Origin of the sequence: Streptomyces sp. SS7 (genome assembly GCF_037993025.1) — a bacterium.
Taxonomy (GTDB): Bacteria; Actinomycetota; Actinomycetes; order Streptomycetales; family Streptomycetaceae; genus Streptomyces.
Genome location: NZ_CP141223.1, coordinates 9131223 through 9152944, shown reverse-complemented (window position 1 = coordinate 9152944; position 21722 = coordinate 9131223). Strand labels below are relative to the sequence as shown.

Annotated in this window: 19 protein-coding genes; 10 read left to right on the top strand and 9 right to left on the bottom strand. The window is 72.0% G+C overall.

All coding sequences use genetic code 11. From position 1 onward, the window contains the following. Positions 1–65: 65 nt before the first annotated feature. Both U5640_RS41160 and U5640_RS41155 read right to left on the bottom strand, forming a co-directional pair. Positions 66–1634: an arabinogalactan endo-1,4-beta-galactosidase gene (locus tag U5640_RS41160; protein WP_340384330.1), complete on the bottom strand. Its 1569-nt coding sequence runs from the start codon at positions 1632–1634 to the stop codon at positions 66–68. Positions 1635–1739: 105 nt separating this feature from the next. Next, positions 1740–3761, bottom strand: coding sequence for a beta-galactosidase (locus U5640_RS41155; RefSeq protein WP_340384329.1), 2022 nt, complete (start codon positions 3759–3761; stop codon positions 1740–1742). Between the two features lie 161 nt (positions 3762–3922). Between U5640_RS41155 and U5640_RS41150 the strand changes: the two genes are divergently transcribed. From U5640_RS41150 to U5640_RS41125, 6 genes are all read left to right on the top strand, one after another. Then, entirely contained in the window at positions 3923–5242 is a 1320-nt protein-coding gene (locus U5640_RS41150) for an extracellular solute-binding protein (protein ID WP_340384328.1), read from the top strand. Then, positions 5239–6162 (top strand): sugar ABC transporter permease, encoded by a 924-nt coding sequence (locus U5640_RS41145; RefSeq protein WP_340384327.1) that lies wholly within the window; start codon positions 5239–5241, stop codon positions 6160–6162. The genes U5640_RS41150 and U5640_RS41145 overlap by 4 nt, the downstream gene beginning before the upstream one ends. Further along, positions 6159–7064 (top strand): carbohydrate ABC transporter permease, encoded by a 906-nt coding sequence (locus tag U5640_RS41140; protein WP_340384326.1) that lies wholly within the window; start codon positions 6159–6161, stop codon positions 7062–7064. The genes U5640_RS41145 and U5640_RS41140 overlap by 4 nt, the downstream gene beginning before the upstream one ends. After that, complete coding sequence (locus U5640_RS41135; RefSeq protein WP_340384325.1) at positions 7061–8092, top strand: LacI family DNA-binding transcriptional regulator; 1032 nt, start codon at positions 7061–7063, stop codon at positions 8090–8092. The genes U5640_RS41140 and U5640_RS41135 overlap by 4 nt, the downstream gene beginning before the upstream one ends. Positions 8093–8205: 113 nt before the next feature. Beyond that, positions 8206–8559 (top strand): VOC family protein, encoded by a 354-nt coding sequence (locus U5640_RS41130; RefSeq protein ID WP_340384324.1) that lies wholly within the window; start codon positions 8206–8208, stop codon positions 8557–8559. 66 nt (positions 8560–8625) lie between these two features. Beyond that, entirely contained in the window at positions 8626–9018 is a 393-nt protein-coding gene (locus U5640_RS41125; RefSeq protein ID WP_340384323.1) for a MarR family transcriptional regulator, read from the top strand. A gap of 84 nt (positions 9019–9102) precedes the next feature. Here U5640_RS41125 and U5640_RS41120 read toward each other — a convergent pair whose 3' ends face one another. The 3 genes from U5640_RS41120 to U5640_RS41110 form a co-directional block, all read right to left on the bottom strand. After that, positions 9103–10239 (bottom strand): hypothetical protein, encoded by a 1137-nt coding sequence (locus tag U5640_RS41120; RefSeq protein WP_340384322.1) that lies wholly within the window; start codon positions 10237–10239, stop codon positions 9103–9105. A 54-nt stretch (positions 10240–10293) separates the two neighbouring features. Next, a complete protein-coding gene (locus U5640_RS41115) occupies positions 10294–10692 on the bottom strand; it encodes an SseB family protein (RefSeq protein ID WP_340384321.1) in 399 nt (132 codons plus the stop codon). 420 nt (positions 10693–11112) lie between these two features. Then, on the bottom strand, positions 11113–11730 hold the full coding sequence (locus U5640_RS41110) for a MerR family transcriptional regulator (RefSeq protein ID WP_340384320.1): 618 nt from the start codon (positions 11728–11730) through the stop codon (positions 11113–11115). Between the two features lie 134 nt (positions 11731–11864). Here U5640_RS41110 and U5640_RS41105 point away from each other — a divergent pair, with 134 nt between their 5' ends. The 4 genes from U5640_RS41105 (at position 11865) to U5640_RS41090 (ending at position 16545) form a co-directional block, all read left to right on the top strand. Next, on the top strand, positions 11865–12266 hold the full coding sequence (locus tag U5640_RS41105) for a DUF3291 domain-containing protein (protein ID WP_340384319.1): 402 nt from the start codon (positions 11865–11867) through the stop codon (positions 12264–12266). A gap of 28 nt (positions 12267–12294) precedes the next feature. Then, positions 12295–13755, top strand: a complete 1461-nt coding sequence (locus U5640_RS41100; RefSeq protein WP_340384318.1) for an MFS transporter — start codon at positions 12295–12297, stop codon at positions 13753–13755. 54 nt (positions 13756–13809) lie between these two features. After that, entirely contained in the window at positions 13810–15258 is a 1449-nt protein-coding gene (locus tag U5640_RS41095; protein WP_340384317.1) for a glyceraldehyde-3-phosphate dehydrogenase, read from the top strand. Between the two features lie 267 nt (positions 15259–15525). Next, positions 15526–16545 (top strand): LacI family DNA-binding transcriptional regulator, encoded by a 1020-nt coding sequence (locus tag U5640_RS41090; protein ID WP_340385633.1) that lies wholly within the window; start codon positions 15526–15528, stop codon positions 16543–16545. Between the two features lie 103 nt (positions 16546–16648). On the opposite strand, the gene gndA is transcribed toward U5640_RS41090, so the two are convergent. The 4 genes from gndA to U5640_RS41070 form a co-directional block, all read right to left on the bottom strand. Next, positions 16649–18088 (bottom strand): NADP-dependent phosphogluconate dehydrogenase, encoded by a 1440-nt coding sequence (gndA, locus tag U5640_RS41085; RefSeq protein ID WP_340384316.1) that lies wholly within the window; start codon positions 18086–18088, stop codon positions 16649–16651. A 144-nt stretch (positions 18089–18232) separates the two neighbouring features. Next, entirely contained in the window at positions 18233–18739 is a 507-nt protein-coding gene (locus U5640_RS41080; RefSeq protein ID WP_340384315.1) for a MarR family winged helix-turn-helix transcriptional regulator, read from the bottom strand. Positions 18740–18741: 2 nt separating this feature from the next. Then, entirely contained in the window at positions 18742–19653 is a 912-nt protein-coding gene (locus U5640_RS41075; RefSeq protein ID WP_340384314.1) for an LLM class flavin-dependent oxidoreductase, read from the bottom strand. 226 nt (positions 19654–19879) lie between these two features. Next, positions 19880–21493 carry a cellulase family glycosylhydrolase gene (locus U5640_RS41070; RefSeq protein WP_340385631.1) on the bottom strand — a complete coding sequence of 538 codons (1614 nt, stop codon included), beginning with the start codon at positions 21491–21493 and terminating at the stop codon, positions 19880–19882. Between the last annotated feature and the right edge of the window lie 229 nt (positions 21494–21722).

The following is a 21722-nucleotide window of genomic DNA, read 5'->3' as shown; positions in this document are numbered from 1 at the left end:
CGGCCGCGCCGTGCGGCCCGGCCGCGGGGGTGCGGCCGGGCCCCCTGCGCACCGGGGGGCGGGGGTCAGCGGTGGCTGAACCACGCCAGAGAGGGCAGGGCCTTGTCGTCGTAGCCGAACAGGGCCTGGTTCTCCCAGCCGTTGCCGGAGGTGGCGTCGGCCGGGTCCCAGCCGTTGCCGCTGACGGCGGTCCAGGTCGCCTCCCAGTAGAAGACGCCGAGTCCGCGGCCGTTCGGCACCGCCTCCACGATGTTCGCGACGGCGTTCATCCAGGCGAGCTGTCCGGCCGCGCTCGCCGGGTAGCCGCTGACCAGTTCACCGGTGGTGTCGATCTGGTTGGTGAGCGAGTCGTCGCTGTCGAGGCGGAAGGGGTAGGCCGTCTCGGCGACGAACACCGGCTTGGCGTAGCGGGAGGCCACGTCGTCGAGGGTGGTCTGGGCGGCGGCGAGAGAGCCGTGCCAGTAGCCGTAGTACGACAGACCGATCACGTCGTAGGTGACGCCGTACGTCCTGGCGCTGTCGAACCACCGGCGGACGGTGGCGTCGTCACCGGCGTTGGCGAGGTGCAGGGCGACCGTCGTGCCGGAGGAGACCGCCTTGACCGCGTCGTAGCCGGAGTTGAGCAGCCCGGCGAGCTGCGACCAGTTGTCGGTGGAGCCCTCGGACCACAGCATGCCGCCGTTGATCTCGTTGCCGACCTGGACCATGTCGGCCGTGGTGCCCTGCGCCTTCAGCGCGTTGAGCACGTCGTAGGTGTGGTTGTAGACGTCCGTCCTGAGCTGGCTGTAGGAGTGGCCGGACCAGGCTGCGGGCTTGGTCTGCTTGCCGGGGTCGGCCCAGGTGTCCGAGTAGTGGAAGTCGACCAGCAGCTTCATGCCGGCGGCCTTGATCCGCTTGGCCATGGCCAGGACGCGCGTCTTGTTGTTGTAGCCGTCGGCGGGGTTGACCCAGACCTTCAGGCGCGCGTAGTTCATGCCGGCGTTCTTCAGGAGGGTGACGGCGTCGCCGGTGGTGCCGGAACCGGTCCGGTAGACACCGCCGTGGGCCTCGCTCTTGGCGAGGGAGGAGATGTCGGCCCCCTTGACGGACAGGCCGGTCGATCCCGACGTGAAGGTCAGGTCGTCCAGGTTGATCCAGTTGCCGGCGTTCGCGTCACTGTTGACGCTGAGGGTGCACTGGTTGTTCGTCACCTTGATCGACGTGACGATCCGCACCCAGCTGCTGGTGGACACCGGCAGATCGGTGCGCTGCTCGGAACTGCCGCAGTTCTTCAGCGCGAGGTAGGCGGAGTTCTGGCCGCCGCCGGAGCGGACCCAGGCCGTGAGGGTGTAGTTCCCGTTGGTCAGCCCGGAGAGGTACTGGTAGGTCTCCACCTTGTAGGCGGTGGACGCCCAGTGGGTGAGGCGGTAGCCGCCGGTGTGGCCGCCGGGCTCGGTGAAGGAGGCGGCGTTCTGGCCCGCCGCCGAGTAGGTGGCCCAGCCCGCGGGGGTGGCGGTGCCGGTGCCGTCGGACTCGAAGCCGCCGTTGGTGAGCGTGCTCGCCGCCCGGGCGGTCTGCGCGGGCAGCGCGGTCAGGGCGAGCCCCGCGACCAGCGGCAGCAGCAGGGCTCTGAGGGTGCGTCTGGGATGGAACATCGTCGTCCGTCGTCCCTTCGACGTAGGGGGTGGGCTCCCTCTGACGAGGGAGGGACCCCCTCCGCCCGCGGCTCGCGGCTCCAAACGGGCGGAGGGGGAGTCGGCTCAGCCGTCGAGTCGCACGACCCGGACGGCTCCCGCCGGGACCGCGAGGCGGCCGGCGGCGCGTTCGCCCGTCAGCAGTTCGGTGCCTGAGGTCTCCAGCGGCACCTTCGCGTCGGCCGCCGTGTGGTTGACGGCGAAGAGGTAGCTGCCGCTCTCCCCGGAGCGGCGCACGACCTCGACGTCGTGCGGCAGGTCGGCGCGCGGGGCGAGGCGCGCGTCCTGGACGGCCCGGCCGAGGACGGCGTCCAGTCCCTCGCGGCCGAGGCGGGTGGAGACGTACCATGCGGTGCCCTCGCCGAGGCGGTGCCGGGTGACGGCCGGCCGGCCGGCGGTGAGGCCGTCGGCGTACGTCCAGACGGTCTCGGCGCCGCGCGGCACGACGAACTCGGCCCACACGTCACCGGCGAGTGCGGAGCCGTCGGGTCCGGTCAGCCGGACGCTCTCGTCGGCCAGCAGCGGGGAGAACTCCTCGACGGTCAGGCCCAGGACGTCGCGCAGCGCGCCCGGGTAGGCGCCCTCGTGGACGCAGTCGTGCTCGTCGACGATGCCGGAGAAGTACGAGACCACGAGGGTGCCGCCGTTCTCCACGTACTCCCTGAGGTTGTTCCCGGCGGCTTCCGTCATCAGGTAGAGCGCGGGCACCACGACCAGGGGGTACGCCGACAGATCGGCCTCGGGGCGGGCGAAGTCGACGGTCAGGTGACGGTCGTAGAGCGCCTCGTAGAAGGCGTCGGCGCGCTCGCTGGCGTCGTGGTCCTCGCTGGGGCGCCAGGCGAGGTTCTGCGCCCACCAGGAGTGCCAGTCCCACAGGACGGCCACGTCGGCCTCGGTGCGGGTGCCCCGCAGGGTGGCCAGGGAGTCGAGGGAGGCGCCGAGTCCGACCACCTCGCGCCACACACGGGTGTCGGTGCCGCCGTGCGGGACCATCGCCGAGTGGAACTTCTCGGCGCCGCGCCGTGACTGGCGCCACTGGAAGAACATCGCGCCCTCGGAGCCGCGGGCGACATGGCCGAGGGAGTTGCGGGCCATCTGGCCGGGGGCCTTTGCGGGGTTGCGGGGCTGCCAGTTGATGCCGGAGGTGGAGTGTTCGAGCAGGAGCCAGGGGGCGCCGCCCGCGACGGAGCGGGTGAGGTCGGCGGCCATCGCCAGGTTGACGTGGGTACGGCGGCCGTCGGTGATGAGGTAGTGGTCGTTGGTGACGATGTCGACCTCGCGGCCCCAGGCCCAGTAGTCGACGGAGTCGCACTGGCTGAGGGCCGTCATGAAGTTGGTGGTGACCGGGACGCCCGGTGCGAGGCGGTGCAGGATGTCCCGCTCCGCGCGGAAGTTCTCGCGCATGGTGGCGTCGGCGAAGCGCTTGTAGTCCAGGGCCTGGCCCGGGTTGCCGACGGTGGGGGTGGCGCGCGGCGGGTTGATGTCGTCGAGGCTCGCGTACCGCTGCCCCCAGAAGGCGGTGCCCCAGGCGTCGTTCACCGCCTCGACGGTGCCGTACGTCGTCGCGAGCCAGCGGCGGAAGTGGGCGGCGCAGGAGTCGCAGTAGCAGGCCGAGACGGGGACGCCGTACTCGTTGTGCACGTGCCACATCGCGAGGGCGGGATGGTCGCCGTAGCGCTCGGCGAGCCGGGTGGTGATGTTCGCGGCGGCCGCGCGGTAGTCGGCGCTGCTGTGGCAGATGGCGCCGCGCGAGCCGAACTCCATGCGGACGCCCTCGGCCGTCACGGGCAGGGCCTCGGGGTGGGCGCGGTAGAACCAGACGGGCGGGACGACCGTGGGGGTGCCCAGGTCGACCCGGATGCCGTGCTCGTGGAGCAGGCCGATGATCCGGTCCAGCCAGCCGAAGTCGTAGTGCCCGGGCGAGGGCTCGAGCAGGGCCCAGGAGAAGATCCCGACGCTCACCATGGTGACGCCGGCCTCCCGCATCAGGCGGACGTCCTCCTGCCAGACGGCTTCCGGCCACTGCTCGGGGTTGTAGTCCCCACCGAAGGCGAGCCCGGTGAGGCCCTTGGGGGTGGTCTCCGGCATGGATTGTCTCCCGTTGAATCGATCAATTGGGAACGTGCACACACGGTGGCGGCGTTCGGAGCCCAACATAACCGCAGAGCAACAACCATTGACAAGTGTCCAGGATGTTTCTCTACTGTGAACGCTCACAGACACCAGAAACCCAGGTCAGGGAGAGATCCATGCCCCACACGAAGCGCCGTCGCCTCGTGGCAACTGCCGTTGCCGTCACCCTCGGCAGCACCGCACTCGCCGCGTGCGGCTCGTCCGACGACGACAGCGGGTCCGCGTCCGGCCCGGTCTCGCTCACGTACTGGACCTGGACGCCGGGCATGGACAAGGTCGTCGACCTCTGGAACCGGGGCCCGGGCAAGAAGGACAAGATCACCGTCACGGTGAAGAAGCAGGCGTCCGGCGACACGCTGGTCACCAAGATCCTCACGGCGCACCAGGCGGGCAAGGCGCCCGACCTGGTGCAGGCCGAGTACCAGGCGCTGCCGACGCTGGTCAGCAATGACGCGCTCGCGGACATAGCGAAGAACGTGGGCGACGCGAAGAGCAGGTTCGCCGACGGCGTGTGGCAGCAGACGACGCTGGGCACGGACGCGGTCTACGCGATCCCGCAGGACATCGGCCCGATGATGTTCTACTACCGCGCCGACCTCTTCAAGAAGTACGGCCTGACGGTCCCGACGACCTGGGACGAGTTCGCCGAGACCGCCCGCGCGCTGAAGAAGAAGGCCCCGGACACGGACCTGACCACCTTCTCCGCCAACGACTCCGGTCTCTTCGCGGGCCTCGCCCAGCAGGCCGGCGCCAAGTGGTGGACCACCTCAGGCGAGAAGTGGCGGGTCGGCATCGACGACGCGGCCACCGAGAAGGTCGCCGACTTCTGGGGCGGCCTGGTCAAGGAGGGCGCCGTCGACAACCAGCCGATGTACACCCCGGCCTGGAACAAGGCGCTGAACACCGGCAAGCAGATCGCCTGGGTCTCGGCGGTGTGGGCGCCGGGCACCCTGACCACCGCCGCGCCCGACACCAAGGGCAAGTGGGCCATGGCCCCGCTCCCCCAGTGGTCGGCCGGCGACAACGTCACCGGCAGCTGGGGCGGCTCCTCCACGGCCGTGACGACGGACTCCGGGCACCGGGCGGCCGCCGCGAAGTTCGCGGCCTGGCTGAACACCGACGACGCGGCCCTCGCGGCACTGGCCAAGGAGAGCGGCATCTACCCGGCCGCCACGAACGCCCAGACCAGCGGCGCCTTCGCCACCCCGCCGGACTACTTCTCGACGCAGCCGGAGTTCTACACCCTGGCCGCCAAGATCGCGCGCACCACCGCTCCCTCCGCCTGGGGCCCCAACGTGAACGTGGCCTACCAGACCTTCAACGACGCCTTCGGCGCCGCCGCCAAGAACAAGTCGGACTTCTCCGCCGCCCTGAAGACCATGCAGGACGCCACGGTCGCCGACCTCGAGAAGCAGGGCTTCGAGGTCTCGGAGTGACCACCGCACGCCGGAAGCCGTACGGGGTCAAGGGAGCCCCGTACGCCTTCCTCCTCCCCGCCACGGTCCTGTTCGCGTCGTTCTTCGCGCTGCCCATCGGCTACGCGGTCTGGCTCAGCTTCCACAAGGTGCACGTCTTCGGCCTCGGGCTGGGCAAGGGCGCCCGCAGCGAGGTCTGGGCCGGCGTCGAGAACTACACGGACGCGCTCACCGACAGCGAGCTGCTGGACGGCGCGCTGCGCGTCCTCGGCTACGGCTGCATCGTCGTCCCGGTGATGCTGGGTCTGGCCCTGCTGTTCGCGCTGATGCTGGACGCCGAGAAGGTGCGGCTCGCCCCGTTCACCCGGCTCGCCATCTTCCTGCCGTACGCCATCCCCGGGGTGGTGGCGGCGCTGCTGTGGGGCTTTCTGTACCTGCCGGACGTCAGCCCCTTCTCCTTCGTGCTGGACAAGCTCGGCCTGCCGCAGCCGGACCTGCTGGACGGCGGCCCGCTGTACCTCGCCCTCTCCAACATCGCGGTCTGGGGCGGCACCGGCTTCAACATGATCGTCATCTACACCGCGCTCCAGGCCGTCCCGGCCGAGGTGTACGAGGCGGCGAAGCTGGACGGCGCCACGCCGCTGCAGATCGCCCTGCGGATCAAGATCCCGATGGTGGCGTCCTCGCTGGTGCTGACCTTCTTCTTCTCGATCATCGCCACGCTCCAGGTGTTCAACGAGCCGACCACCCTCAAACCGCTCACCAACTCCGTGTCCACGACGTGGAGTCCGCTGATGAAGGTGTACCGGGACGCGTTCGGCACGGGCGACATCCACCAGGCGGCCGCCGAGGCCGTGATCATCGCCCTCGCCACGCTGGTGCTGAGCTTCGGCTTCCTGCGGGCGGCGAACCGCCGTGACAAGCAGGAGGCAGCGGGATGAGTTCCCTCGCCGTACAGAAGGCACCCGCAGCGGCCGGGACGACGGGCACGGCGCAGAGCCGGCCGCCGCTGCGCGGCCGCGTGGCGCTCGTCCCGACGGTCACCCTCCTGCTGGGCGCGCTCTACTGTCTGCTCCCCGTGGCGTGGGTGGTGATCGCCTCCACCAAGTCGGGCCGCGAGCTGTTCTCCACCTTCACCTTCCTGCCGGGCACGGGCTTCACCGACAACGTCCGGCAGCTCACCGCCTACCGCGACGGCGTCTACTGGACGTGGATGGGCAACTCCGCCCTGTACGCCGTCCTCGGCGCGCTGCTGTCGACCGGCGTGTCGGCGTTCAGCGGCTACGCCCTGGCGACCTACCGCTTCCGCGGCCGTGAGACGGCGTTCAACGTCCTGCTCGCGGGCGTGCTGATGCCGCCGATCATCCTGGCCGTCCCGCAGTACCTGCTGCTGGCCAAGGCGGACCTCACGGACTCGTACCTGTCGGTGCTGCTGCCGCAGATCCTCTCGCCGTACGGCGTCTACCTCGCGCGCATCTACGCGGCGGCCGCCGTGCCCGCCGACGTGGTGGAGGCGGGCCGGATGGACGGGGCGAGCGAGTGGCGGATCTTCACCCGGATCGCGCTGCCGATGATGGTGCCCGGACTGGTCACGGTCTTCCTGTTCCAGTTCGTGGCGGTGTGGAACAACTTCCTCCTGCCGTACATCATGCTCAGCGACGACGAGAAGTTCCCGATCACGCTCGGCCTGTTCACCCTGCTCGAACAGGGCTCGAACCAGCCCGCGCTCTACACCCTGGTGATCACCGGGGCGTTCCTCGCGGTGATCCCGCTGGTGGCGCTCTTCCTGGTCGTTCAGCGGTTCTGGAGCCTGGATCTGCTCTCCGGGGCCGTAAAGTCATGACCATGAGCAATGCGGGGGCCCGGCGCAGACCGCCGACGATCCACGACGTGGCGCGGGAGGCAGGGGTCTCCCGCGGCACCGTCTCCCGGGTGCTCAACGGCGGGCACTACGTCAGCCCCGCGGCGGCGGAGGCGGTCAACGCCGCCATCCGCAAGACGGGTTACGTCGTGAACCGGCACGCCCGCTCGTTGATCACCGGCCGTTCGGACTCGGTGGGATTCCTGCTGACCGAGCCCCAGGAGCGGTTCTTCGAGGACCCGAACTTCAATGTGCTGCTCAGCGGCTGCACCCAGGCGCTCGCGGCGCACGACATCCCGCTGCTGCTGATGCTGGCGGGCACCAAGGACGAGCGGCGGCGCATCACCCGCTACATCACCGCCGGGCACGTCGACGGGGTGCTGCTGGTCTCCAGCCACTCCGGCGACCCGGTGGCGGAGGAGCTGCGCGAGGCGGGGGTGCCGCTGGTCCAGTGCGGCAAGCCGATGGGGCTGCGCTCCAAGGTGAGCTACGTGGCGGCGGACGACCGGGACGGCGCCCGGGACATGGTGCGCCACCTGTTGTCGCTCGGCCGGCGCCGGATCGGCATGGTCAGCGGTCCGCTGGACACCCCGGGCGGTGTGGACCGGCTCGCCGGCTACAAGGAGGTGCTCACGGAAGCGGGCATCGGGATCGACGAGCGGCTCGTGGTCTCCGGCGACTACAGCCGGGCCAGCGGGGAGGCGGGCGCCGAACGGCTGCTGGCGCAGGCCCCGGATCTGGACGCCCTGTTCGTCGCCTCCGACCTGATGGCGCGGGGTGCGCTGACGGCGCTGCGCCGGGCGGGGCGCCGGGTTCCCGAGGACGTGTCCGTGGGCGGCTTCGACGACTCCGTCGCGGCGACGGAGGCGGTGCCCGCGCTGACCACGATCCGTCAGCCCTACGACCGGGTCAGCGCCGAGATGGTGCGCGTCCTCCTCGCCCAGATAGGGGGCGAGGACCCGGCGGCGGTGATCCTGCCGACGGAGCTGGTGAAGCGGGACTCGACCTGAGCGGTGGCGCCGGTCGGTCAGGATCGGAGAAGCGCGCCGCCCTCACCCGGACCTAGCGTGAGACCACCGGCCCATCCCGCCGGAACCACGCGAAGACCGAGGAGTGACCGGCCATGACGACCACCACCGGTGTGCAGACGATCATCTACCCCGTGAAGGACCTGGAGCGGGCCAAGGCCGTGTTCGGGGCGCTGCTCCAGGTCGAGCCGTACGCCGACGAGCCCTACTACGTCGGCTACAAGGCGGCCGGCCAGGACGTCGGCCTCAACCCGAACGGGCACGCCCAAGGGCTGACCGGGGCGGTTCCGTTCTGGCACGTCTCCGACATCCGCGGGCGGCTGGCGGCCCTGGTGGAGGCGGGAGCCGAGGTGCTCCAGGACGTGCAGGACGTCGGCAACGGCCGGCTCATCGCGTCGCTCAAGGACCCCGACGGCAACCTGGTGGGGCTGCTCCAGGACCCCTCGTAGCACCGTGCTTGCACCCGCACTGGTTGCACACTCAACAAAAGCGGACGGGGGTGTTACCGTGCGGATATGGCAGCGAAGACGGCCGGGGCGGGCCTCGAGGAGCGGTGGCGGGGCATCCTGTCGGTGCACGCGCGCACGATGTGCGAGATCGACCGCACCCTGCACCCGCACGGCCTCGGCGCGAGCGACTTCGAGGTGCTCGACATCCTCGCCGCCGAGGCGCCCGGGCAGGGCGAGCAGTGCCGGGTGCAGGATCTCGTGGGCCGGGTCCACCTCAGCCAGAGCGCCCTGTCCCGGCTGATCGGGCGGCTGGAGAAGGAGGGCCTGGTGGCCCGGGCCGTCTGTCTGGAGGACCGGCGCGGGGTGTATGTCACGCTCACCCGCAAGGGCCGTGATCTGCACGCGGAGGTCCTGCCGTTGCAGCGGGGCGTGCTGGAGCGGATGCTCGGCGGTTCCTGAGCACGTCGCGGCGGCGTGGCCGGTCGCGCCCGCGCGGCGCAGCCGCGTACCGACACGGCACCGCGCCCCTTCGGGGTACTGGTCTCAGCCTTGTTCCTCCCCCGGCCGGCGGTCCGCCGGGCGGCGGTCCGCCGGGCGGCGGTCCGCCGGGCGGCGGTCCGCCGGGCGGCGGGGTGGGATCGGGGTGGAGGGGAAGTCGCGGGGGCCCGTCCACAGGGCGGGGACCGCGTCGCAGCGGCGGCACAGCTCGTAGCCGACCGCCTCGTAGTTGACGCGCCAGCCCCGGAAGTGCGGCCAGGCCGTCTCGGGGCCGCGTTCGGCCCGGAAGCCCGTCGACTCCAGCATCGACACCGCCGCCTCGAACTCGGCATACGTCAGACGGACGGGGTCGTCCGGGGCCGGGTCGGGGTCGAAGCCGAAGCGGATCGAGCGGGCGATGTCCCGCAGGGCGGTGAACCCCGCGCGCAGCACCAGCCGCGCCTCCGGCGGCGCGGTGCGCGGGGACAGCGCGAGCTGCAGGGCCGCCGCGTCCATGACCGCGATCAGCCCGACCAGCCAGCTGCGCTGCGGGCGCGGGGAGCGGAACGCCAGCAGCACCGGGTACGTCGCATGGCTCTCCCCCATGTCCGAGGCCAGCCGCTCCCAGGCGCGGTACAGCTCCGGCAGCGCGGTCTCGGTGTCGACCAGCCACTGCCGGGCGAGGATCTCGGGACCCCAGGCGGGCTCGCCGGCCCGCGACTGGAGCAGGGTGACCTCCAGCTCCCGGCGGTTGTAGGCGGCGTACAGGGTGGGCAGGTAGGCGATCTGGAGGGCGATGACGACCGGGCCGGTGATCGCGGCCGCGAAGTCGAGGACGGACAGCCGTACCCGGGCGCCGCTGGCGAAGCCCAGGGTGAACAGGCTGGAGCCGGCCTCCCGGAAGGCGGTGGTCCAGTCGAGCGGGGACAGCGCGTACAGCAGCAGCCCGTATCCGGCCAGGGCGCCGAGCAGCCAGATCCCCAGCATGCCGACCAGCATCAGCGGGGCGAGCCAGGTCTGCCACCGGTCGACGGCCTCGTACCCGCGGCGCAGGGCGGCGAGGTGCAGCAGCCGGCGCAGGGTCCACCAGAGCCGGTACACGACCACGGAGTACAGGCCGCGCGGGACGACGAGGGTGCGCAGGACGCTTCCGAGCACCAGGGCGAGGACGAGTCCGCCGGCCGCACCGGAGAGCCAGATCATGGGGCCATTCTGGATCACGGCGAGTCGGCGGGCACGGGCCGCCCGGGTGGCGGGTCAGCGGGCGAGCAGGGTGCGCACTCCTTCCGAGGTGAGCGTCAGCGGGTGGTCGCCGGCGGCGTCTATGGCGAGCGAGAGTTCTCCGGTGGGCCACTGCGCGGCGAGCGCGCCGAGGGGCACCAGCCGGTAGCGGTCGATCCCGGGCAGCAGTCCGGCCATCTCGGGTTCGGAGGTGAACACCGGGACCACGGGTGCGGCGCCGGGGTTGTCCAGGACCGGCAGGGCCAGCCGGGCGGGGTCGCTGACGTCCTCGTCGGTGGCGTCGTCCGGCACCGGAACCAGGACGTCGCAGTGCGCGAGCGTGTCCAGGGCCACGGTGTCCTCGGTGTCCCGGGCCAGCGCGTCCAGTGCCCAGCGGGCGGAGTCGGCGTTGCGGTCGTGGGCGGGCGTCTCCATGACAGTTCCCCTTGTCGCGGCGGTCGTACGGCCCGCTCCGGAAGGCTTCCCTCCGGACGCGGTCCGGCCTCGCGTACCCGATCGGCCTGGGATCATGCGCCACCGACCCGGGCCGTCACCCGCGCGCGAGCGCGCCGACACCGGAGGACAGGGCGAGGCCGCCCGGGCACCCCCGGCGGACGCGGGCCCGATGCCCGCGGGTACCGGCGGAACTCGACGGCCGGGACGTGCGCCGACGGCACTCGACGGCCGGGACCCGCGCCAGCGGGGCTCGGCCGTCGGGGCCCACACCAGCGGGGCTCGGCCGTCGGGGCCCACACCAGCGGGGCTCGGCCGTCGGGGCCCACGCCAGCGGGACGCGGCGATCGGACCGTGCCGGCGGGCTCGACGGCCAGAACCCGTACCGACGGCACCCGACGGTCAGCCCCCGTGTCGGCGGGCCGACTCGTTCTCCTGGGCCAGGCGTCTGAGCGCGAGCAGGGCGGGTTCCAGGAGGACCGTCAGCAGCAGGGCGCGCTCGGCGGTCTCCAGCGGGTCGTCGAGCCCTTCGAGCTGGTCGAGGTCGAGGGCCGCGGTGCGTTCGGCGAGCCGGGCGTACGGCAGCAGGGTCCGCCAGTCGAGCGGGACGCCCAGGGCGCGCAGGGAGGCGAGGGTCTCGGCGAGGGTGTCCCGGGCGGGCGCCGAGGCGTGCACGTCCCAGTCCAGCTCCCGGACCAGCGCCTCGACCTCCGCCGCCTGCGGGGTGTCGACCCCGGGCTGCTCGCCGACCCGGATGGAACCCAGCGCGAGGCCCAGCAGGCGGTGGGTGTCGCCGGTGTACTCCGCGAGGGCGTCGAGCACCTCGCGGGTGGTGCTGACGGACAGTCCGCGCACACCGGTCAGGGCGCGGATCAGGCGGAGCCGGCGCAGGTGCTGGTCGTCGTACTCGGCCTGGGTGGCGGCCGTCTGACGGCCCGGCGGCAGCAGCCCCTCGCGCAGGTAGTACTTGATCGTCGTCACGGAGACGCCGCTGCGGCGGCTCAGTTCGGAGATGCGCATACGGTTCGGCTCCGATTCGTCCGGCTCTGCACTGCGTCCGGCCTCCCACTGAAAAACTGGATACTGCTACTGTCTAACATAGATAGTAGAGGTATCCAATATTTCCCCGCTTCGCCGGAGAGAAGGCCACAGCCATGCCCACCCTGCGCTGGACGACAGTCAGCACCCCCGCTCCCGACGCCGTGGCGTTCGTGATGGCGTCCCGGCTGGAGGTGCGCTCGCTCCAGGACGTACCGCGCTTCTTCCTGAAGTCGCTGGCCGCGTGGAAGCAGATCTCCGGCGCGCCCGGGGCGTACGGCGCCTCGCTGGTCGCCGAGCCCCTCAAGCGCACGTTCTGGACGCTGTCGGCCTGGGAGGACGAGGCAGCGCTCCACGCGTACGCACGGACCGAGCCGCACAAGTCGATCATGATCGGGCTGCGTCCCGTGATGAAGGACTCGGTCTTCACGTTCTGGCAGGTCCCGGCCGCCGGCCTGCCCATCGGCTGGACGGACGCCCGACGCCGCCTCGCCGACCAGGAACGCGCCGGCGCCTGACACCCCCCACCCCGGAGGAAGCCCGACCATGACACCGTCCGCGCAGAGCCCGGTCCTCGACGACCCGGCCGCCTCCGCCCCGGCGACCGGCAGCCGCCGGACACCCCTCTGGCTCGCGATCGTCGCGGCGAGCGTGCCCATGTTCATGGTCGCGCTGGACAACCTCGTCGTCTCCACGGCCCTGCACACCCTGGCCGTCGACCTGAAGGCGGACACGCAGGAACTGCAGTGGTTCGTCAACGCCTACGTCCTGAGCTTCGCCTGTCTGCTGATGACCGGCGCCGCGCTCGGCGACCGCTTCGGGCGCCGCAGGGTGTTCGTCGTCGGCATCACCGTGTTCACCCTGGCCTCCGTCGGCTGCGGCCTGTCGGACACCGGCGCCGGGCTGATCGCCTTCCGCGCGGTCCAGGGCTTCGGCGCCGCCGCCGTCATGCCGCTGTCGCTCACCCTGCTGTCGCAGGCGGTCCCGGCGCGGCTGCGCGGGATGGCGCTCGGCGTGTGGTCCGGGGTGAGCGGGCTCGCCGTGGCGATGGGCCCGGTGGTCGGCGGTGCGGTCGTGGACGGCCTGGACTGGCAGTGGATCTTCTGGATCAACGTGCCGGTGTGCGTGACAGCCGTCCCGCTGGTGCTGTTCGCGCTCGAGGAGAGTTCCCTGCCCGGCATCCGGCTCGACCTGCCCGGCATGGTGCTGGCGGCGTCGGGACTGTGCGCCGCGGTGTGGGCGATCGTGCGCGGCGAGCCCGACGGCTGGACCTCCGCACGGGTGCTCGGCGCCTTCGCCGGCGGCGCGGTGCTGCTGGCCGCGTTCGTCGCCCGGGAGGCCCGGACCGAGCATCCGATGCTGCCGCTGTCCTTCTACCGCGTGCGGGCCTTCACTCTTGCCAACGTCGTCTCGGCGACCATGTACTTCGGGGTCTTCGGCTCGCTGTTCCTGCTCGCGCAGTACCTCCAGATCGTGCCGGCGCGCACCCCACTGGAGGCGGGTGTGCGCACGCTCGCCTGGACGCTGATGCCGATGTTCGTCGCCCCCGTCGCCGGACTGCTCACCGACAAGGTCGGCGGCGGCCGGCTGATGGCCCTCGGGCTCTTCCTCCAGGGCGTCGGACTGGGCTGGATCAACCTGGTCGCCGACGTCGACACGGACTACGCCTCGCTGGTCGGTCCGATGGTCGTGGCCGGTGTCGGCATGGGGTTCGTGTTCGCGCCGACGGCGGCGGTCGTGCTCGGCTCGGTCGCCGAGGAGCACGCGGGCAAGGCCTCCGGCGCCAACACCACCGTGCGCGAGGTCGGCGGCGCGCTCGGCATCGCCGTACTGAGCACGGTGTTCGTGGCCCACGGCAGCACCGAGGACCCCCGGCAGTTCGTCGACGGCCTGCATCCCGCGGTGTGGGTGGGGGTCGCCGTGGTGTTCGCCGGGGCGCTGTGCGCCCTGGGGATCCCCCGCCGGCCGCACGGTCCTGCACACCTGAGCACACCCCCGCTTGAATGATCAGGTGAACGTCGGGTTAGCATCTGAGCGCCACCTAGCTCGAAAGATAGGCCCGTGACGCTCAACGACGATTCGTTCACCCACTGGAAGAACCGCGAGGAGATCGCGGAGTCGATGATCCCGATGATCGGGAAGCTGCACCGCGAGCGGGACGTGACGATCCTGCTGCACAGCCGCTCCCTGGTGAACAAGTCGGTGGTCAGCATCCTCAAGACCCACCGGTTCGCCCGCCAGATCGCGGGCGAGGAGCTCTCGGTCACCGAGACCCTGCCGTTCCTCGAGGCACTCACCACGCTCGACCTCGGCCCGTCCCAGATCGACATCGGCATCCTCGCCGAGAGCCACCGCGCCGACGACCGCGGTCTGTCGGTCCTGGACTTCACCGCCGAGGCCGTCGCGGGCGCCACGGGCGCCCACAAGATCGACCGCCGCGAGCCCCGTGACGTCGTCCTGTACGGCTTCGGCCGCATCGGACGGCTCGTCGCGCGGCTGCTCATCGAGAAGACCGGCTCCGGCAACGGCCTGCGGCTCCGCGCCATCGTGGTGCGCGGCGGCGGCGACCAGGACCTGGTCAAGCGCGCCTCGCTGCTGCGCCGCGACTCCGTCCACGGCCAGTTCCAGGGCACGATCACGGTCGACGAGGCGAACGGCACGATCGTCGCCAACGGCAACGCGATCAAGGTGATCTACGCCGGCAGCCCGGCCGAGATCGACTACACGGCGTACGGCATCGACAACGCCATCCTGATCGACAACACCGGCAAGTGGCGCGACCGCGAGGGCCTCTCGCAGCACCTGCGGCCGGGCATCGACAAGGTCGTGCTGACCGCGCCCGGCAAGGGCGACGTCCCGAACATCGTGCACGGCGTCAACCACGACACGATCAAGCCGGACGAGCAGATCCTGTCCTGCGCCTCCTGCACCACCAACGCGATCGTCCCGCCGCTGAAGGCGATGAACGACGAGTTCGGTGTGGAGCGCGGCCACGTGGAGACCGTCCACTCGTTCACCAACGACCAGAACCTGCTGGACAACTACCACAAGGCCGACCGCCGCGGCCGCTCGGCGCCGCTGAACATGGTGATCACCGAGACCGGTGCGGCGTCCGCCGTCGCCAAGGCGCTGCCCGAGCTCAAGGCACCGATCACCGGCAGCTCGATCCGGGTGCCCGTGCCGGACGTCTCGATCGCCATCCTCAGCCTGCGCCTCGGCCGCGAGACCACCCGTGACGAGGTCCTGGACCACCTCCGGGACGTCTCGCTGACCTCGCCGCTCCGCCGCCAGATCGACTTCACCACGGCCCCCGACGCGGTCTCCATGGACTTCATCGGCTCGCGGCACGCCTCGATCGTCGACGCGGGCGCCACCAAGGTCGACGGCGACAACGCCATCCTCTACCTCTGGTACGACAACGAGTTCGGCTACTCCTGCCAGGTCGTCCGCGTCGTGCAGCACGTCTCCGGGGTCGAGTACCCGACGTACCCGGCGACGAGCGCCCAGTAGCGCTGCGTCACCTCGGGTGATCCCGCCGGGTGTGGCGCACCCGGTCCGACACCGGGCGGCCGTCGGAAGCCGATCGAGCCGATGGCCGCCCGTCCGCCGGGCGCAGACCGCGATCAGTGCGGCCGTCACGCCCGTCTGCGGGCACCCCCGGATGCAGTAACGTCGTGCCGCGTGACGGATCACACCACCGGAGACAGCGCGGGCCGGCTGCCCGCGGGCGGGGGCAGGCGGCGGCGCGGCACCGCGGGCCGGGACAAGCCCGCCACCATCCGTGACGTCGCCGCCCGGGCGGGCGTGTCGGTGGCCACCGTGTCCCGCACGCTGGCCGGGAACTACCCGGTGTCCGAGACGACCCGCGCCCGGGTGACCGCGGCGGTCGAGGCACTCCACTACGTGGTGAACGTGCACGCCAAGGCGCTGTCGGGCGGCGTTCCGGGCCCCGTCGCCCTGGTCCTCCACGACATCACCAGCCCCTCCCTCGCCCATGTGGCGGCCGGAGTGGAGCAGGAGGCGGCGACGCGCGGCCGGCTGAGCCTGGTCTGCGCCACGCACGGCGATCCGGCCCGCGAGAACGACCTCGTGCAGCTGATGCGCGAACAGCACGCCGCCGCCGTGGTGCTCGTCGGCGGCGCGGAGGTCGACGACGCCTACTACGCGCGGATGGCCGGATACGCGCACGGCCTGGCGTCGGCGGGATCCCGGCTGGTCCTGGTCGGACGCCCGCCGCTGCCCGCCGGCGCGCCGGCCACGGTGATCGAGTACGACAACCGCGGGGGCGCCTTCCAGGCCGCCGGCCACCTGCTCGCCGCGGGGCACCGGCGCGTGCTGTTCCTGGGCGGCGAGACCGGGTTCGCCACCGCCCAGCAGCGCCGGGCCGGCCACCTGGACGCGCTGCGGGCGTACGGCGTGCCGTACGAGGAGGAACTCGACGTGCCGGGGCCGTACACCCGCGCCTCGGGCTATCTGCGCACCCGTGACGCCCTGCGCGCGGGGCAGGAGTTCACGGCCGTCCTCGCCGGCACCGACATGGTGGCCCTCGGCGCGCTGGCCGCGCTGCGCGAGGCCGGGCTGGGCGTCCCGGACGACGTCTCCCTGGTCGGTTACGACGACGTGCCCTTCGCGGCGGACCTCACCCCCGCGCTGACCACGGTCCGCGTGCCGTACGAGGACCTGGGCCGGTCCGCCGTTCGGCTGGCGCTGGAGCGGGAGGAGCGGGTCTCCGCGGACGACCACGTGGTGCTCAGCACCCAACTGGTGATCCGGCAGTCGGTGACCGCCCGGGGCTGACCGCACCGGACGGGGACCGGGCCGGCCCGGGCTGCAGCGGGTCGAGCCGTGTCGGCCCGGACCCGCTCGCGCCGCGGACCGGCCCCCGTAGGCCGGGGCCCTCTCAGGCCTCGGTCTCCGGGCGGCCGTCCTGCGCCCAGTGGGTGTGGAAGGCGCCGGGGCGGTCCGTACGGCCGTAGGTGTGGGCGCCGAAGTAGTCGCGCTGGCCCTGGAGGAGGGCGGCGGGCAGCCGTCCGGCGCGCAGGGTGTCGTAGTGGGCGAGGGCCGCCGAGAAGGCGGGGACGGGGATGCCCCGGCGGGCGGCGGAGGCGACCGTCTCGCGCCACGGCACCTGCGCGTCGGTGATCTCCATGGCGAACTCCATCTCGCCGAGGAGGCTGACCAGTTCCGAGTCGGCGGCGTACGCGGCGCGGATGCGGTCCAGGAAGGAGGCGCGGATGATGCAGCCACCGCGCCAGATCTTGGCGACCGCGCCCAGGTCGATCTTCCAGCCGTACTCGGCGGCCGCGTCCTGGATCATCTTCCAGCCCTGGTCGTAGGCGATGACCTTGGAGGCGTAGAGGGCGTGCTCGACCTGGGAGGTGAAGCGGGCGGCCTCGGTGCGGCTGAGCGGCGGGGTGGTGCCACCGGGCAGCCCGGCGTAGGCGGCGCGCAGTTCGCGCTGGCCGGAGGCGGCGCGGGCGAAGGTGGCCTGGGCGATGGCGGTGACCGGGGAGCCCAGGTCGAGGGCGGTCTGCACGGTCCAGCGGCCGGTGCCCTTCTGGCCGGCGGCGTCGGTGACGACGTCGACGAAGGCGAGGCCGGTGGCGGCGTCGGTGTGGGCGAGGACCTCGGCGGTGATCTCGATCAGGTAGGAGCCGAGGCGGCCCTCGTTCCAGGTGCGGAAGACGTCGGCGATCTCGGCGGGGGTGTAGCCGGCGACCTGCCGCAGCAGGTCGTACGCCTCGGCGATGAGCTGCATGTCGGCGTACTCGATGCCGTTGTGCACCATCTTGACGAAGTGGCCGGCGCCGTCGGTGCCGACATGGGCGGCGCAGGGCTCGCCGTCGATCTTCGCGCTGATGGACTCGAACATCGGGCCGAGGACGTCGTACGACTCGCTCGACCCGCCGACCATGATCGACGGCCCGTGCAGGGCGCCCTCCTCGCCGCCGGAGACCCCGGTGCCGACGAAGTGGATGCCCTTCTCGCGCAGCGCCGCCTCACGGCGGCGGGTGTCGGCGAAGTGGGCGTTGCCACCGTCGATGATCATGTCGCCGGGCTCCAGGAGCGGGGCGAACTCGTCGATGACGGCGTCGGTGACCGTACCCGCCTGCACCATGATCATCAGTCGGCGGGGGCGTTCGAGCGCGGCCACGAACTCCTCGGCCGACTCGGCGGGGACGAAGGCGCCCTCGTGGCCGAACTCCTCGACGAGCGCGCGGGTACGGCCGACGGATCGGTTGTGGACGGCGACGGTGTAACCGTTGCGGGCGAAGTTGCGCGCGAGGTTGCGGCCCATCACGCCGAGGCCGGTGACACCGATGGCGGCGGTTGCGTTCACGAGGTACGTCCCTTGGATCGTTGGCGTGTTGCGAAGGGGGCGGGCAGCCCCGTACCTCCAGGTACGCGCGCCGGGCCGGTTCTTCTCGATGCCGGGCCCGACGAACTGCCGGAATCCGTCACGGAGGTGGGGCGGACCCCTCGTTCAGCGGCGTCGCCAGGGCAGCACGGCCGGATCGGCCTCGGTGCTCTCGGCGCGGTGCAGGGCGTCGCTGATGGCCTCGCCGATCTCGGCGAACTGCCGTACCTGTGCGGGCGTGAGGACGTCGAACACCGCGCGGCGGACGGCCTCGACGTGGCCGGGGGCGACCTCCACGAGCAGCGCCTTGCCCTCCTCGGTGAGGTGGGCGAGCTGGCCGCGGCCGTCGGCGGGGTCCTCCCGGCGCTCGACGAGGCCGACCTCGCGCAGCCGGTTCACCGCGTGGGTGAGCCGGCTGCGCGTGATCTTCAGCCGCTGGGCCAGTTCGGACATCCCGAGGACGCCGTCGGGGGCCGTGGAGAGGTAGGCGAGCAGGCTGTAGTCGGAGTGCGTCATGCCCGCGTCGCGCCGCAACTGCCGGTTGAGGTGGTCGGCGAGCAGGGTGGAGAAGTCGACGTAGGCGAGCCAGGCCCGTCGTTCCTCTGCGGTGAGCCAGCGCGGCGTCGTGGACATGGTCACACGGTACCCGGATCGCCCTTTGTACGAATTTTCACGTACCCCTGTGCCGGGAGCGGCTGGGACACCACCTCGGCCAGCCGGTCCACCTGCTCGGGGTCGGGGGCCCAGCAGTACAGAACGACCTCGTCGGCGCCGATGCCGGCGAGGTCGGCGACGGCCGCACCGATCGTCCGCGGGGTGGTCAGCAGCCCGTCGGCCATGTAGGCGGCGCGGCCGGTGAACGCGTAGTAGTCGAGGAGGTTGCGCCGGGCCCGGTCCACCGTGTCCTGCGGGCCGAGGGCGACACTGATCTGGGCGACGAGCCGCGGCCGGCCGGGGCGGTCGTACCTCTCCCAGACGTCCTCCACCTGGCGAAAGAGGCCGTCGAGGTGGTTCGGGGCCAGTGCGGCGCCGAGGAAGCCGTCGCCGAAACGGCCCACCCGTTCGAGGGCGGCGGGTGTGAAGCCCCCGAAGAGCACTTCGGGGCCGCCCGGGGTGAGGGGCGCGGGTCCGATGGACGCCGCGCCCTCCCCGTACGGCTCGCCGGCCCAGAGGCGGCGCAGCAGGGCCATCTGCTCGTCGAGGCGGCGGCCGCGGCGGCGCGGGTCGACGCCGGCGGCGAGGAAGTCGTCGTCCCGGCCGCCGACTCCGACACCGAGGGTGAACCGGCCACCGGAGATACGGTCGAGGGTCGCGGTCTGCTTGGCGAGCAGGGCGGTGCGGTGGACGGGCGCGATGAGCACCTCGGTCTGGACGCGGATGCGGGAGGTGGCGCCGGCGACGGCGGCGAGGGTGACCAGGGGCTCGGGGTTGCCGAAGACGAGCCGGTCGAGCAGGCCGAGGGTGCTGAACGGGCCCGCGTCGGCGCGCCGGGCCCAGGTCAGGAGAAGGGCGGGGTCGTCGATGGGAAGGCCGAGGCCGATCTTCATGGGGACAGTCCTTCAGGAGGGCATGCGGACAGGGCTGCCGCCCCTCCTGACTCCGCGCGCCGTGCGCGGGCCTGCTCCCTTTCTGCGGCGATCGTTCGAGAGAGCGTGATGCGTAAGAGTGCTGCGACGCTACGGGGATGCGAGCGGCCCCGGCAAGCCCTTTTTCTGCCGACCCCCGCACCCGGCCGGCGGCGTGGGGTGCCGGACGGCCGGGTGCGGCGTCGGGTCAGGTGGTCGTGCAGGCGGTCCCGTCGAGGGTGAAGGCGGTCGGGGCGGTGTTGGTGCCGCCCTTGGCGCCGATGAAGCCGACGGTGACCGAGCCGCCGACGGGGACCGTGGTGGTGTACGAGGCGGGGGCCACGGTGACCGCGCCGCCGCTCTGGGTGGCCGTGCCGCCCCACATGTTCGTCACCGTCTGCCCGTCGGCGAAGGCGAAGGCGAGCCTCCAGCCGTTGATCGCGGCGGTGCCCGGGTTGCCCAGCACGATCTCGCCCTGGAAGCCGCCCGGCCACTCGCCCACGACGCGGTAGCGCACGGAGCAGGGGGTGGCGGGCGCGGTGCTCGTCGTGACGGCGACCGTGCCCGAGCGGGCCGAGCGGTTGCCGGCCGCGTCCCGGGCGTAGACCGCGAAGGTGTACGCCGTACCGGCGCTGAGCCCGGTCACGGTCGCACCGTTGGTGGTGGAGGCGGCGACGACGGACTCCGTGCCGCCGCTGATCCGGACGACGTCATAGCCGCTCACGCCGACGTTGTCGGTCGCGGCCGTCCAGGTGAGCGTCGCGGAGGTGGCCGTCACGGCGGAGGCCGTCGGGGTGCCGGGGGTGGTCGGCGCCTGGCTGTCGGCCGGGGTGCCGCCGCCGTACACCGTGGCTTCCTTCGCGGTCTGGGCGATGCCGTTGACGCCGTCGAAGACGCGCCGGCCCCAGGAGCTGAGGCGGGTGGGGTCGAAGGCGGTCGCCAGGTCGAGGACCGGGTCGGTGTTGCCGCTCCAGGACCAGGCCAGCCAACCCAGCTTCAGCTGCTGGGCGGCGGCCATCATGGTGTCCTCGTCGGGGTCCCCCCACTGGTCGGCCGGACCACCGAACTCGCCTATCAGGAGCGGAAGTCTGGCCGTGACGAAGGCGTTGAGGTAGTCGGTGATCTCCGCCGCGGTGTCGAACACGCTGTACATGTGGATCGAGAAGATCAGGTTGCCGGTGGTGTCGGCGGCGTACACGGACCGGGCGTTGGCGCGCATGACGCCCTGCCAGTCCTGGCCCCAGTTGGGCGCGTCCACCATGATCGTGTGCTGGAACCCGGCGGCGCGCAGCTTCTTCACGGCGGCGATGGTGGGAGCGGTCCAGCCCTCGGGGTTCGTGTTGCCCCAGGGCTCGTTGCCGATGTTGATGACGACGTGGTTCTCCTGGCCGGCCAGGACGTCCTTCAGCCCGATCCAGTAGTCGGCGGCCTGGTCGAGGGTACCGGCCGCGGACTCCTCGCCGTACCCGGTGGTGTCGTGCACCTCCAGGACGCAGATGAGCCGGTCGGCCTTGCACTGGGCGATGACGTTCGCCACGTCCGAGGCGCTGTTCGCGCTCCAGCGGTGGCCGTCGGCGAGGACGACGCGGACGGTGTTGGCGCCGAGCGCCTTGATGTCGGCCAGCGACCGGAGTTGGCCGGGGTACCAGGTGTGCGCGTGATTGACGCCGCGCATGACGAAGTCGTTCCCGTTGGCCTCGACCAGCCGGCCGTCGGCTATGTGCAGCCCCGTGGCGGCGAGGCCGTCCGGGCGGGCCTGGGCCTGGGACGGGGCGAGGACGCCGAGGCCGACCAGGCCGAGGAGGACGGCCAGCCGGGTCAGCAGGGCGCCGAGGGAGCGCTGCCGGGGCGGGCGGGCGGTCCGGCTCGCCGTCCTTCGCGTCGTGCCGTACGTCGTCGTCGTGCTTCTTGTCGTTCTCACTGCGACTCCAGGAGTGAGGCCAAGAAGGCGGGGGTGGGGGGCGTTCGGGTGCACGAGGGCATGGGAGCGCTCCCATCAAGCCACCGTGCCAAGTACACGTCAAGAGAGCGCGCAGGGCTCCGCTACCGTT

Excerpts from the sequence above, each read along its gene's own strand:
- U5640_RS41150 (WP_340384328.1), top strand. The coding sequence starts at position 3,923 with ATGCCCCACACGAAGCGCCGTCGCCTCGTGGCAACTGCCGTTGCCGTC.
- U5640_RS41155 (WP_340384329.1), bottom strand. The coding sequence starts at position 3,761 with ATGCCGGAGACCACCCCCAAGGGCCTCACCGGGCTCGCCTTCGGTGGG.
- U5640_RS41110 (WP_340384320.1), bottom strand. The coding sequence starts at position 11,730 with ATGCGCATCTCCGAACTGAGCCGCCGCAGCGGCGTCTCCGTGACGACG.
- U5640_RS41140 (WP_340384326.1), top strand. The coding sequence starts at position 6,159 with ATGAGTTCCCTCGCCGTACAGAAGGCACCCGCAGCGGCCGGGACGACG.
- U5640_RS41075 (WP_340384314.1), bottom strand. The coding sequence starts at position 19,653 with ATGAAGATCGGCCTCGGCCTTCCCATCGACGACCCCGCCCTTCTCCTG.
- U5640_RS41130 (WP_340384324.1), top strand. The coding sequence starts at position 8,206 with ATGACGACCACCACCGGTGTGCAGACGATCATCTACCCCGTGAAGGAC.
- U5640_RS41080 (WP_340384315.1), bottom strand. The coding sequence starts at position 18,739 with ATGTCCACGACGCCGCGCTGGCTCACCGCAGAGGAACGACGGGCCTGG.
- U5640_RS41125 (WP_340384323.1), top strand. The coding sequence starts at position 8,626 with ATGGCAGCGAAGACGGCCGGGGCGGGCCTCGAGGAGCGGTGGCGGGGC.
- U5640_RS41135 (WP_340384325.1), top strand. The coding sequence starts at position 7,061 with ATGACCATGAGCAATGCGGGGGCCCGGCGCAGACCGCCGACGATCCAC.
- U5640_RS41100 (WP_340384318.1), top strand. The coding sequence starts at position 12,295 with ATGACACCGTCCGCGCAGAGCCCGGTCCTCGACGACCCGGCCGCCTCC.
- U5640_RS41160 (WP_340384330.1), bottom strand. The coding sequence starts at position 1,634 with ATGTTCCATCCCAGACGCACCCTCAGAGCCCTGCTGCTGCCGCTGGTC.
- U5640_RS41120 (WP_340384322.1), bottom strand. The coding sequence starts at position 10,239 with ATGATCTGGCTCTCCGGTGCGGCCGGCGGACTCGTCCTCGCCCTGGTG.
- U5640_RS41105 (WP_340384319.1), top strand. The coding sequence starts at position 11,865 with ATGCCCACCCTGCGCTGGACGACAGTCAGCACCCCCGCTCCCGACGCC.
- U5640_RS41115 (WP_340384321.1), bottom strand. The coding sequence starts at position 10,692 with ATGGAGACGCCCGCCCACGACCGCAACGCCGACTCCGCCCGCTGGGCA.